Below are 12,693 nucleotides of genomic sequence, written 5' to 3' on the forward strand. Positions count from 1 at the left end.
GAGCCTTGCCAAATGTTTGGAGAGCCACATGAAACGACATTCCTCACCTTCGCTTCAATTTCTCGGCGCCGCCGGGACGGTAACCGGATCGCGGTATTTGCTCGAAGCGGATGGACGCCGCGTCCTCATCGACTGCGGTCTGTTTCAGGGCTACAAGCAGCTGCGCGATCGAAATCGCGCGGCGTTCCCGGTGCCGCCCGAAACGATCGATACGGTACTGCTGACTCACGCTCATTTCGATCATTCGGGCTACATTCCTGCCCTTGTCCGCAACGGCTTTCGTGGCGAGGTGATATGCACGCCCGCCACTGCCGAGCTATGTTCTCTGCTGCTTCCCGACAGCGGCCACCTTCAAGAAGAAGAGGCAAGGTATGCGAAGCGGAAAGGCTATTCCGCGCCGGCCTTACGTGCGAAGGTCTTCGGCCAGCGGCTCGGCTCGGCGGACTTCCTCGCTCTCATGCGCGACACAGTCAGCAACCGCCTGTCGGATATCGAACTGACGGCATTCGTTACGGCTTGCGCCGGCGACAGGCTCGACAAGGAGGAGACGGTCGCGCTCACCAAAGCGATGCTCGCAGTAGGGGAACGCATCGACTGGGGCAGCGGCGCGGTGCTGGACAAACATTGCGGCGGCGGCCTTCCGGGAAATCGCACCACCCCCATCGTCTTTGCGATCGTTGCTGCCGCCGGTCACCGGATCCCCAAGACGTCCTCACTTGCGATCACGTCCCCCGCGGGCACCGCCGATGCGATGGAAGTCATGGCACCGGTGGCGTTGGACCTCGATACCATGCGACGCGTGGTCGAGCGCGAAGGAGGCTGCATAGTCTGGGGCGGCAATGTCCGGCTCAGCCCGGCCGACGACGTCCTCATCCGCATCGAGCGTCCGCTCGACTTCGACAGCGACGGACAACTGGTCGCAAGTGTGCTTTCGAACAAGGCTGCGGCTGGCTCCACCCACGTGCTGATTGATATTCCGATCGGACCCACGGCGAAGGTGCGTTCTTCCGCCGCCGCTGCGTTCCTCGAGGCAAGACTCCTTGCGACAGCGCAGGCGCTCGGACTTAACCTCTCGATGCTGCGCACCGATGGCCTCCAACCCGTTGGGTACGGCATCGGTCCCGCCCTTGAAGCCGAAGATGTGCTGAGCGTACTGCGCAAGGACGCAGCAGCGCCGTGCGACCTGCGCAGCCGTGCGCTCGACCTTGCCGGCGCCTTGCTTGATGCCGCACCCGGGGCCGCGCCCGGCAGCGGGCGGGCCATCGCCTGCATGCTGCTCGACAGCGGCGCCGCTTTGCGCAAGTTTCTCGCGGTCTGCGAGGCACAGGGTGGCTTTGCCGAGCCAGGAGTGGCTCCCCACACTCGTCCGGTTCTCGCCAACCGGACCGGCCAGATCCAGGCGATCGACAACCGACAGCTTGCAAAGGTCGCCAAGGTCGCCGGAGCTCCTCGAGGCGCCACCGCAGGGGTTGTTTCCCGCGTTCGGATTGGCGACGGCATCCACGCCGGTGAGCCGCTGTTTCACGTCCACTCACAATCACCCGGAGAACTGGAATACGCATTTGAGTATGCTTCGGTCCATCCGGACATATTCGAGGTTGCAGTCACACAATGACCCGTGTGCTCCTTCCCTTCCCGCTGCAGCGAACACTGGCAGACGCGATGGCCCCTTTACTTGGTTCGCGAGCCGGACGGCTGGACTGGCGCCACTTTCCGGATGGTGAGTCCCTCGTCGCGATCGATGAAGCTCTCGCCGGCGTCGATGTCGCGCTTGTCGTCAGTTTGCGCAATCCCGATGAACTTGCCCTTCCTTTGCGGTTCGCCGCGGCGACAGCGCGCGAGTTCGGAGCTTGCTCCGTCGGACTTATAGCGCCATATCTGGCTTACATGCGCCAGGATAAACGGTTCAATCCCGGCGAAGCCGTCAGCGCACCATTGTTTGCACGATTTCTCGAAGAGAATTTCGATTGGCTGGTAACGGCCGACCCCCATCTGCACAGGAATCCCGAGCTTTCCGGTCTGTATAAAATCCCGGTCCGCCGGGTGGCCACGGCTTCGCTGGTCGCCGACTGGATCCGAGACAACGTCCCCGACGCGGTCCTCATCGGTCCCGACAGCGAAAGCGGTCAATGGGTATCCGATATCGCCAACCGCGCCGGGGTTCCGTATCAGGTCTTGACAAAAAACCGCCGGGGTGACCGCGACGTCGAGGTGTGCCTTCCCTCGATCGGTGCGGCCCGCGGCCGAACCCCCGTCATCGTTGATGACATAGTCTCGTCGGGCCGGACAGCGATCGAAACCCTCGGTCACCTGAAGCGGTTGGGCCTTCCTCCTGCTGTCTGTGTCGGTATCCATCCCGTCTTCGCCCAGGACGCCTACGAGCAACTGCTCGCAGCCGGGCCTGCCCGTGTCGTCAGCACGGACTCAATTCCCCATCCGTCAAACGCAATTTCCATCGCCGGCTTGCTGGCCCAGGCCAGCATTGAACTTTTCGGAGATGCACCCTCAAAGGAAAAATCGTGATCACAGTGCTCGCCCGCTTTACATGCGTCGCCGATTCCCCGGAGTGAGATCAGAGTGTGACGATCAAGGAGGACTCCCAGCGGCGCCAGGTGGCCACCTTGAGCCGGCTGCGAACCGCCAGTTACATCCGCATCGCGGCGAAGTTGCACCGGTAGGCCCTGGTCAGGGAATGCCTCCGGCGAGTCCGCCGAGGCATCCCTACATCGAAGAACAGTAGTCACTGCGCCGGAATGGAATTACGTTTGTCACATTATTGACGCGGATTCGCCATCGTAGCCCGAGGCCATGTGCGTCCACAGCCTCTGGACCTGGAAATGGCAATCGCCGCTTCATTTTGTCACGAACGCCCCCCTACGACTGCCGTGTGAGCATTGTCCTGAACCGCGATAAGGCGGCTGCAAGAAACGCCGCGCCCAACCCGGCCATGATCGTCAGGTCCATCCAGACGACATCGAGGCCGGCTCCTCGATACAAGATCGACTGCGCGAATTTCACAAAATGCGTCGATGGCACGGCGTACATGATGTCCTGCAGGAGAGGCGGCATGCTTTCAAACGGCGTGAACGTGCCCGACAGCAAGAACATGATGACGAAGACCGGGATCGCCAGCAGCGCGAATTGTGGCATCGAGTTGGCGATCGTGGCCAGCAAGATGCCGAGCGACGTTACCGCGAAGAGATAGACGGCGGTTCCAGCTAGGAAGAGCTCGACCGAGCCGATGATTGGTATCTGCAGCACGAACTGCACGACAACGTGAAGAGAGAGGCCAGCCGCCAGCAGGATGACCAAGCCATTCGACCAGATCTTCGCTACGGCAATCTCGCTCGGCCGCACCGGCATCACCAATAGGTGTTCGATGGTGCCGTGCTCTCGCTCGCGCATGACGGCCGCCCCGACGAGAATGATTCCGAGCATCGTCACATTGTTGATGATGTCCATGCTCGCGTTGAAGCGAACCGCTTCGAGATTCTGATTGAACAGCGCACGGATGACGGGCTCGATCGGAACGGCTTGGCTCTCGCCGTGCTCGTGCAGAAAGCTCTCCGTCTCTCGGGCAATGATTTCCTGGATATAGGCCGTTCCGACGGCGGCGTTGCTCACCGCCGTCGCGTCGACATTGATCTGAATGGACGGGCGCCGGTTTGCCAAAAGATCGGCTTCGAAGCGCGGCGGTATCTCCAGAACAAACGTATACACGCCCTTGTCCATGAGTTCATCGACCTCCGAGCGGTCGATATCGCGCGGTGCGCGAAAGTAGGGCGGCTGCAGCGCATCCCTGATGCGTGACGAAATCGTCGAGCGATCCGCATCAACGATGGCCACGCTGGCATTGCTCACCTCGGTCTTGATGCCGGTCGCCATGGCGTAAACCGCAACCGTGAATACATAGATGATGAGAACGACCATCACCACGTCCCGCGAGAGGCTCATGACCTCCTTGAGACCGAGGCGAAACACGTTCAGTGCCCATCGTCTCATCGCTAGCTTCCTTGCCTGCGGATGGCCAGACGAGCCAGCACGAGGAAAATGACGCCAAAACCGAAGAGAACTGCGATTTCCTGCGCGAACGCACCCGCCCCGAGGCCCTTGGCGAAAACGCCGAGGCTCACGGTCTGGAACCATTGAGCGGGAAAGCCGATACCCATCGCCCAGGCCACGCCGTCGAGCGTCGAGGCCGGGTAGAGAAATCCGGAATAATGCGCCGCCGGAATGACGGTCAGTATGGCCGTCGCGAAGATCGCCGCGACTTGCGTCGAGACGAACGCGGATATTAGAAGACCGAATGCTGTTGCAGCGAAAATATACATGAGCGCCGCGATCGACAAGGCGGTCACCGATCCCTTCGGCACGACGCCGAAGAGGCCGCCCGCCAAGAGCACCAGCGTGACGAAACTGGCGAAGCCGATCGCTATGTAGGGTAGCTGCTTGCCGATGAGGTATTCTCCCACCGTCGCGGGGGAGGCGTAGACATTCGTGATCGAGCCCATTTCCTTCTCCCGCACGACGCCAACCGCGGTGAGCATGGCGGGAATGAGGACCAGTAGAAGCATGATCGTGCCGGGCGTGATCGCGAACACGCTACGGAAGTCCTGATTGTAGCGAAACCTGGGCTCGACATTGATCGGCAGCATCTGCCGATCGTGGCCATTCAACTGGCGATAGCGATCTGCCGCATAGGTCAGGACGGCGCCTTGGATATAGCCACGCGCCGTCTCTGCGGGAAAGGTGTTGCCGCCGTCGAGCCAGAAGCTCACCTGCGGCTGGCGATCCTGCAGAAGGTCGCGACCGAAGCCGGGCGGAATATCGACTGCGAAGCGCAACTCGCCCGATCGCAACCGGCGGTCGATCTCGAACTCGTCGCCAAGCCGCGCTTGTTCGATGAAATAGCGCGACTGCGAAAATTGCTCCAGGAACAGGCGGCTTTCGTAGGACTGATCGCGGTCGAGCACCGCATATCGGAGGTTCTCAATGTCGAACGAGATGCCGAAACCGAACGTCACCATCAGTACGAGCGGTCCTAGCAGTGCGAAGGCAAGCCGGATACGATCCCTAAGCACTTCGACCGCCTCTCGCCGGGCAAAGGCCCAGATCCGGCGCAAAGACGCCGCCGATGACCTGTGCGGTGTCTGGGGCGCAGATGCTATCTCTGCGGCGGAAATATCCGAAGTATTGGACGGATCCGCCATGACGGACAATAAAGGAGTATCCTTCGTCTCCTGCAGCGCCGCCTGTGCCGATGCTTCCTCGAGGTAGGCCACAAAAGCGTCCTCGAGATTGTGAGCGCCCCGCGCCAGGCGAAGCTCCTCTGGACTCCCGATGGAAAGAACACGGCCTGCATGCATTAACGACACGCGGTCGCAGCGTTCGGCTTCGTTCATGAAATGGGTTGATATGAAGATCGTCACGCTGTCGCGGCGAGACATCTCGACGAGGAGACGCCAGAACCTGTCGCGCGCCGCCGGGTCGACACCGGAGGTGGGTTCGTCGAGGATCAGTATTTCGGGCTGATGCAGGCAGGCTGCAGCAAGCTGGAGCCGCTGTCGCATCCCGAGTGGCAGCGCCGGGGGCAAGGCGTCAGGAACGGAGCTGAGGTCGAAACGGCTCAACGTCGCCGCAACGCGTGCTTCGAGTTCGCCAGCCGGGATGCGGAAGAGACGTCCATGCAGTTCCAAATTCGCCCGGACCGAGATTTCCTCGTAGAGTGAGAACGCTTGCGACATGTAGCCGATCCGCATTCTTGTCGCGATGTCACGGGCGTTGACCGGCTTGCCCAATAGTTCGGATCGCCCCTCGCTCGCCGTGAGCAGTCCCGTGAGCATCTTCATCGTCGTCGTCTTGCCGCAGCCGTTCGATCCCAGAAACCCAAAGATCTCGCCGCGCTGGATGCGGAAGCTGACGCGATCGACAGCGGTGAAATCGCCGAAGTGCATGGTCAGGTTCTCGGCGGCAATCGCGGCAGGGCCGTCGCTATGTTGCAGCTTTGGGATCCTCAGCTCAGTGTGGTCGCCGCGACGTTCGGGGCGCTGGAGAGCAATATAGGCTTCCTCGAGCGTGCTCGCTTTCGTTTGGGCAAGAATTCCCGCCCTATCACCGGCGGCAATGACCCTGCCCTCATCGATCGCGACAATGTGGCCGAAGCGCTCGGCCTCCTCCATGTAGGCGGTTGCCACCAACACCGTCATACCGGGACGCTCAGCGCGGATCCGGCCGATCAAATCCCAAAACTGTCGCCGCGACAGGGGATCGACGCCGGTCGTGGGCTCGTCGAGAATCAATAGATCGGGATCGTGGATCAGGGCGCAGCAGAGGCCGAGCTTCTGCTTCATCCCGCCCGACAACTTGCCGGCCGGACGATCCGGGAACGGATCGAGGCCCGTGGCGGTGAGCAGGCGCGCTATGCGATTGCGGCGTTCGCCTTCCGCCTGTCCATACAAGCGGCCGAAGAAATCGATATTCTCGACGACTGAGAGTGTCGGATAGAGGTTGCGGCCAAGACCCTGTGGCATATAGGCGATGCGAGGCGCTACCATGTCGCGGTGCGCGCGCGATGCCATGTTCCCGCCGAGAGCCGTTAAGGTTCCGGATTGGATGCGCTTGACGCCGGCGATCAGGCCGAGGACGGTGGACTTACCGACGCCATCGGGGCCGATGAAGGCCGCCGTCGATCCAGAGGCGATCGAAAGGCTGATGCCGTCGAGCGCAACCGTATTGCCGTAACGGTGGCAAACCGAAGCAACCCTAACGGCGAGCTGGACATCAGCGGACATCTGGGAGCCTCGGAATTAGATCGTTGGGCCAGGTCGCTCCGGCTTGCACTTTGACGTAGGCGTTGCCGGTCATGCCTGCTTTTACATAGCCGCGGTAAGTTTCGAGGATTTGCGGATCGATTTGCAGCTTGACGCGGTACATCAGTTTCTCGCGCTCGTTCGCAGTCTCGACATATTTCGGGGTGAACTGCGCCTCCGCGGCAACGAAGGAAACCGTGGCTGGAACGACGTATTCAGGCGCACCATCGATCATGATCCGTGCCTCCGAACCGAGTTCGACACGTCCGACTTGGCTAGTGGGCAGGAAGATCGTCATATGAACGTCGGAAAGGTCGAGAAGCGTCAGCACCCGCCCGCCCGCCGCGACGACTTCGCCCGCCTGAGCGAGACGATATTCAACGCGACCCGATACGGGAGCCTTCAACGTCATATCGGCAATCGCCGCTTCGATCTGGGTCACCTGAGCCTCAGCAGCTTCAACCCCAGCCCGGGCATCTTCGACAGCCACTTTTGCGCTATCCAGAGAGGCCCTCGAAATGTCTCGCTGCGCCGTGCGGCGGTCCAATTCCGCTTGTGTGGCTGTATTTCCGCGGGTGAGTTCAATAGTGCGTTTGAGCTCAATCTCCGCGAGCTTCAACTCCGCCTCGCGCACCGCGACATTGGCCTCGGCGCCGGCTACGCCTTGGTGGGCGCGGTGCACAGCAGCTCGCGCCGCGGCACGATGGGCAAGAATTTCTGTCGTGTCGATACGGGCGAGGATATCATCCTTTTCGACATCAGCGCCTTCGTTGAAACCCACCTCAGCGAGGCGGCCGGCGTACTTGGTTGCGATGTCGACCCGCTCGACTTCGATCCGACCATTGGCTCGTGCCAATCCCACCGGAACACGGGTCGCCTGCTCCTTCAACCAGTATGCGTAGCCGCCTCCAGCGGCGGCGACGAGGATAGCGACAGTGATAATCGGAGCGGTGCGCATTCTTTCATCCATTCTGCGCGCACAAACCGCGCCACGTCCGTCAAAACTGCCTCGGCCCCAGCTACGGGCGAGCAGTCTTATGATGTGATACGCATAAGCAGATGATTGCTTTGATTCAGCGCAAAACCACGATCAGCGATACCTGTCGAGATTTCACCTTGCCAGATGCCAAGCGCCTCCTCCAACTCTTTTGGCAATGGTAGTGATCGTTAGATCGTCAACCTCCCAGAGATGAGCGCCGGGCAAGTCGAAGAACCCACCATAGGTGACGGCTGCCGCGGGGATCGCGAAAGCCCCACCAAATCGTCACTACAGCCTGCGCCCCGCGAAGCGGCGGAAGGGCGATCCCGCAATTGGAGCCGGTGGCGACGCCTTGGTCCGCATGGCTCGCCGGACAGATGTCCGGAAGGCCCTTGTTGGCACCCGGAAATAGTCAATGCCACAGCCAGCCCATTGCGGCATCTGGTGACCGTCGAAACGGCAAACGGCAGGTATAGGAGGCAACAGCACTTTGGCAGATGGTGCCTTGGCTTTTCGGCCGTCGATATGCCGCTCAAGCCAATGGCGATGACGGCCTTGGCAACTGTCCCAGCCAGCCGCCTTCGAACCCTGCCCGTTGCAAGCCGCTGCGGATGTAAGGGCACGTGCGCATCAATCGCCACAACAGGCCGCTGCGTTCGTTCTCGATCATCAGAACGACCGGACCTTCGTTCAGGCCGAAGTGCCAAGGCGAAATCCACCAGCCGAAGGCGTTATCGAGCGAGCCCGGGTGTGTGGGATTGAAGGCGGCCTTGAAGCCGTACGCGTTGGCGGCTTTGAGCTTGGCCTGATGGATGCAGAAGGCGATCGCGGGCTGGACAATTTCTGGAGCGAACGGCAATGAAGCCACGACCGCCCAGGGAGCGAGCGTGCCGTCGTCGGGACCATACGGGACGCCACGCGCGACATAGTCCTCGAACCGGCGCTCGATGCCGTCCAGCTTGAGCGTGGATGGGCCGGGACCCTCGCTCGCGGTAATGCCCCAGCAATGTTGGCCATAGCCCGCGAATCCACGCGGGTTTTCAATAGCGTAGTGCTGTTGGATGTGGGTGGCGCGCCGACTGTTCTCGAAATAGTCGCTTCCCCTGCTGCGCATGAAGGGGTCCTGCAGACCCCGAAAGTCGATCCACACGTGCGAGAGCTGATGGATGAATAACGGCCCCGCGTAGAGGTAGTCGTAGCCATAGCAGTGCTCCCATCGGAAGGTTGCGGTCCAGGCCGTGTAGCTGGTCGGCGGCAGTGGATGGGTAGGCGAACCCAGCCCCAGGACATAGAGCAGGAGCGCCTCGTCATAGCCTTCCCAGCGATGCTTCAGGAATCCGCGCTCAGGCGTCCAACCGTGGGTGACGGTTTCCCCTCCGTCCTGCGCCCAGCGCCAGTCGGCACGGCGATAGAGCGCATTTGCCAACGTGCGGATCTCGGCTTCGGCCTGCGTGTCCGCATCGAAAAACGCCGCCGCGGCCAGCGCGCCCGCGAACAGGAACGTGCTGTCGATGGTCGACAGCTCGCAGCGCCAGGCTCGCCGGCCGGTTTGCATATCGAGGAAGTGATAGTAGAAGCCGCGATATCCTGTTGCGTCCGGCTCCGGCCCCTGCGGGCTGTTCCAGAGGAAGCGTAGCGTCGCCAGAGTGCGTTCCGTGGCAGCGCTCCGGCTTATAAATTCGCGCTCGACGCCCACCGGATAGCAGGCCAGCGCAAGGCCGGTGGCGGCGATGCTTGCGGGCCAGTTCGCTTCGGTCTTATCGCGAATGAGACCGTTAGTGGGGTTCACTTCATGGATGAAGTAGTCGAATGTCTCGCGCTGCAACGCCGCCAGATCGTCTTGCATGGCGGAGGTGCTCACAATGTCACCTGTAGCAGGTTTGCGATGGATACGTTCGCATCTTTGTGCCTCCGTCCTCCTGGTTCAGGCCTGGGCAATGGACAGGTGATCGAACACACCCTTGACGCCCCTTATGCCCTCGGCAACCACGCGGGCAGCATCCCGTTCACTCTGCGAGGTAACCACTCCCGAGAAACAGACCAGGCCGTCACTGACCGTGAGAATTAGGCCGTCTCCCTTGACGCCGGCGTCCTCTCGCAATCGTGTAAGAATGCTGCGTCGGATCGCGTCGTCGCCTGACGCCGTGTCGTCGAATTTGGCCGCAACGAGAACACGCAGGAGGTCGGTCCGGCTGACGACGCCGACCAGATGCTCTCCCCTCATTACCGGTACGCGCTTTATGCGGCGCTCCACCATGAGCGCAGCAACTCGAGCTAGCGGCGTTTCCTCGTCGACCTTGACCAGATCCGAGGTCATTACATCTGCCACTTTCCAGCTATGGCTTTTTACATAAGCGCGCGTCTTGTCCTCACTCTTGCTAAATTCCCCGTCGGCGGGCGAGAGCCCCTGGGCACCGAGTTCCGCCCTGCGCATTAGATCGCCTTCCGTCACAAGACCGACCACGTGGCCATCATCGTCAACCACCGGCAGGCCGCTGATAGATTGATCCAGCATAATTTGCGCTGCGTGCATTACACTATGGTCCGGCGAGACGGTAACCACCTCCACCCTCATAACATCCATGGCTTTCATCATTTTTGATCCCATAAGCTCGGTTGGAGTTTGCCCTCAGGTTCGACGTAGTCGACGATACTTCCCCCTCTTGTTCAAGCCGTTGGCTTTGCTCAAGCAGTTGGGAACACTTGATCGACGCCAGTTCCTCTTCGACAATGTGCGGGATAGGAAATGTGACAGCATCATAGCAAGAAGCGATGCTAGGTCCTTGAGCTAGATCAACCCTCGGCCTGAACGGTATCGTTCCTTCTGAACTTGGGATCGGGTTGGATCAATCACGTCGACTTCGAGACGGGGCGCGCAGCCCGCGCGCCAAGATCGTCCGTCCCACGCCCCGGAAGGACACCTTGGCTGGATCGCTGCATGAAGCCGGCCCTCGCCTTCGCGTCTGCACAAAAGCAAAGCAGATGAGAGCAGCCAAAGCTAATCATTACAGCAAAAACCGCATAGCTCGTCGTCGAGGTAAAAGGAACGCTAGAGCACCGTACGATTAATCGAACCCATATTCTGAGACCTAAAGGATAGGCCAGAAGCGGGAGATTTATAGCAGTATACCCCATTTGGCTAAGACCTAAGGCCGCCGATCTACATTGACAGAACTCGACCAAAAGCTACAAATGACGCATGAGAGCGATACTTGGGAAAACGACGTTTATCTTGCTAAGGCTGGCAATGATCCTGTTGCTGCTGTTGCCACCAGGTGCGCTGCGAGTTGATATATGGCACCAAACGGATTGGTCGCACCCGCTTCGGGCCGCTGAAGACGCAGGGACCATTTCTGCTGACTCTTACGCATGGAAGGCGAGCGCGCCCGCCAGCGACGAGACGACGAATTCCGAGGACTCCTGCTGTTGCGGCACAAGCTGTTCGATCATCGCTATCCTGAATAGCCTGCCTACTATGTCCGCGTTCTCCAATTCTGTCGCGGTCGACCCGATAGTCACGACGGAGTTGGCATCAGCCGAACCGTCGAACCCCAACAAACCTCCCATCGTCTGAACGCTTAACCTCCGGTCGCAAGGACTCCGGTCACGCGCCGACGAAAATCGGCATCGGGCTGGTGCGAGAGGATACAGTCTTCCCGTGACTGGCGAAAGATTGACCACGGGCCTGGCGAACCCCGGCACAGGTCGTCGGCTGCGGCTTGCTGCAGCTGATCCAAAAACTTCAGCGGTCTCGACAATCGCACTTCCGATCGGCGAACAGCTTCGGAGGCTGGTTGTTATGAAATAACTCTCAGGAGCTAGTCATGTCCCGTTCCGTTGAGAACCTCGCACGCACGCGTACACATTTGCTAGCCAATCTCGCCAGAAAGATATGGGAGACGCTGACTGATGGGACGGTAGGCAGAACGGCAATGTATCGCCTCGGGCGTCTGTTGTGCGGGTATTACACTCGCCATACAGCCAAAATCCAGAATCACTACGCGCAGTTCATGCGCATGCCTCCGTTGCTTGAAATGCTCGCCGACCTAATCCGTAAATACCCTAGTAGCGGAGAAGTCAGGATAGCCTGCTTCGGTTGCCGCGCCGGCGTGGAGCTCTATTCTGCGCTCTACGTCCTTCGCACGGCTCGCCCGGACCTGCGGATCGCGTGCTATGGCATCGATGTATCCGACTCAGGGGTGAATGCAGCCCGGAAAGCAGTTCACCGCATCGACGCTCCTGCTAGCGGGGCAGGCTTGTACCTTCCAGGGCGATCGGAACTTCTCGACTGCGATTTTGCTGCCGCCGAAGGCATGCTCGAGCGCCAATTCGCGAGCGCCTTATGTGTCAGGGATTGGCTGCGTGAGAACATCACGTGGTTGGCCGCGGACGTGACGGATGTCGATCTTCTTCACCAGATCGGCATTCAGGATATAGTCATGGCCAACAATTTCATGAGGTTGATTGACGATAGTCTAGCCGAGTCGTGTCTGCGCAACGTGGCGCATTTGGTGGCTCCCGGCGGCATCATCGTCGTCGATGGGGTGGACCTCGACGTGAAAACGCGAGTTCTCGCGTCTCTGCATTTCGTTCCTGTGATCGATCGCTTGGCGGAAAGCGGGTGGTCTGATATGTCGGAGGACCCGTTGGCCAAGGACGACATGAAGCAGGGAGCCGCTCGACCAGAGCAAATGGATTGGCGGTACAGGAATTCCGTCGTCTTCCGCTCGCCGGAGAGGAGCGATGAAACCCGAGGTGACCACGCAGGCTCCTCGCTTTCTGCAAGGTCCGGTCTCTATGCACCTGGCCAGCTATGACGCCCCGCATCCCAGTTTCAGTCGCGCACCGCTTATTCGTCTCTCGCCTGGTTGTCCGAGGCAGTCCGCCATAGCAAAGCGGCCGAAC

General features: G+C 60.4%; 9 protein-coding genes. 3 read left to right on the forward strand and 6 right to left on the reverse strand.

Translation table 11 applies throughout. From position 1 onward, the window contains the following. The first annotated feature begins 28 nt into the window (after positions 1-28). Together BLJAPNOD_RS26175 and BLJAPNOD_RS26180 are read left to right on the forward strand one after the other, a co-directional pair. Positions 29-1,615, forward strand: coding sequence for a thymidine phosphorylase (locus BLJAPNOD_RS26175; protein ID WP_115422007.1), 1,587 nt, complete (start codon positions 29-31; stop codon positions 1,613-1,615). After that, positions 1,612-2,523: a ribose-phosphate diphosphokinase gene (locus BLJAPNOD_RS26180; RefSeq protein WP_115422008.1), complete on the forward strand. Its 912-nt coding sequence runs from the start codon at positions 1,612-1,614 to the stop codon at positions 2,521-2,523. Before BLJAPNOD_RS26175 ends, BLJAPNOD_RS26180 begins: the two co-directional genes overlap by 4 nt. Positions 2,524-2,874: 351 nt before the next feature. Here the strand turns inward: BLJAPNOD_RS26180 and BLJAPNOD_RS26185 are convergent, their stop codons facing one another. From BLJAPNOD_RS26185 to BLJAPNOD_RS35465, 6 genes are all read right to left on the reverse strand, one after another. Next, positions 2,875-4,002: an ABC transporter permease gene (locus BLJAPNOD_RS26185; RefSeq protein WP_115422009.1), complete on the reverse strand. Its 1,128-nt coding sequence runs from the start codon at positions 4,000-4,002 to the stop codon at positions 2,875-2,877. A 2-nt stretch (positions 4,003-4,004) separates the two neighbouring features. Further along, the gene (rbbA, locus tag BLJAPNOD_RS26190; protein ID WP_115422010.1) at positions 4,005-6,791 is read right to left on the reverse strand and encodes a ribosome-associated ATPase/putative transporter RbbA; all 2,787 of its coding nucleotides are present in this window, start codon (positions 6,789-6,791) and stop codon (positions 4,005-4,007) included. Further along, positions 6,781-7,767, reverse strand: a complete 987-nt coding sequence (locus BLJAPNOD_RS26195; protein ID WP_244611107.1) for an HlyD family efflux transporter periplasmic adaptor subunit — start codon at positions 7,765-7,767, stop codon at positions 6,781-6,783. The genes rbbA and BLJAPNOD_RS26195 overlap by 11 nt, the downstream gene beginning before the upstream one ends. A gap of 553 nt (positions 7,768-8,320) precedes the next feature. Next, positions 8,321-9,634, reverse strand: a complete 1,314-nt coding sequence (locus BLJAPNOD_RS26200) for a glucoamylase family protein (RefSeq protein WP_115422012.1) — start codon at positions 9,632-9,634, stop codon at positions 8,321-8,323. A 78-nt stretch (positions 9,635-9,712) separates the two neighbouring features. Further along, entirely contained in the window at positions 9,713-10,381 is a 669-nt protein-coding gene (locus BLJAPNOD_RS26205; RefSeq protein WP_115422089.1) for a CBS domain-containing protein, read from the reverse strand. 770 nt (positions 10,382-11,151) lie between these two features. Next, on the reverse strand, positions 11,152-11,343 hold the full coding sequence (locus tag BLJAPNOD_RS35465; protein ID WP_158556178.1) for a hypothetical protein: 192 nt from the start codon (positions 11,341-11,343) through the stop codon (positions 11,152-11,154). Between the two features lie 269 nt (positions 11,344-11,612). Between BLJAPNOD_RS35465 and BLJAPNOD_RS26215 the strand changes: the two genes are divergently transcribed. After that, positions 11,613-12,605 (forward strand): CheR family methyltransferase, encoded by a 993-nt coding sequence (locus BLJAPNOD_RS26215; protein ID WP_115422014.1) that lies wholly within the window; start codon positions 11,613-11,615, stop codon positions 12,603-12,605. Positions 12,606-12,693: the final 88 nt, after the last annotated feature.

Source organism: Ensifer sp. M14 (genome assembly GCF_003355565.1).
Taxonomy (GTDB): Bacteria; Pseudomonadota; Alphaproteobacteria; order Rhizobiales; family Rhizobiaceae; genus Ensifer.

Bases quoted from the DNA above. Each gene is read 5' to 3' on its own strand.
- BLJAPNOD_RS26215 (WP_115422014.1), top strand. From the start codon at position 11,613: ATGTCCCGTTCCGTTGAGAACCTCGCACGCACGCGTACACATTTGCTA.
- rbbA (WP_115422010.1), bottom strand. From the start codon at position 6,791: ATGTCCGCTGATGTCCAGCTCGCCGTTAGGGTTGCTTCGGTTTGCCAC.
- BLJAPNOD_RS26200 (WP_115422012.1), bottom strand. From the start codon at position 9,634: ATGCAAGACGATCTGGCGGCGTTGCAGCGCGAGACATTCGACTACTTC.
- BLJAPNOD_RS26205 (WP_115422089.1), bottom strand. From the start codon at position 10,381: ATGAAAGCCATGGATGTTATGAGGGTGGAGGTGGTTACCGTCTCGCCG.
- BLJAPNOD_RS26185 (WP_115422009.1), bottom strand. From the start codon at position 4,002: ATGAGACGATGGGCACTGAACGTGTTTCGCCTCGGTCTCAAGGAGGTC.
- BLJAPNOD_RS26180 (WP_115422008.1), top strand. From the start codon at position 1,612: ATGACCCGTGTGCTCCTTCCCTTCCCGCTGCAGCGAACACTGGCAGAC.
- BLJAPNOD_RS26175 (WP_115422007.1), top strand. From the start codon at position 29: ATGAAACGACATTCCTCACCTTCGCTTCAATTTCTCGGCGCCGCCGGG.
- BLJAPNOD_RS26195 (WP_244611107.1), bottom strand. From the start codon at position 7,767: ATGCGCACCGCTCCGATTATCACTGTCGCTATCCTCGTCGCCGCCGCT.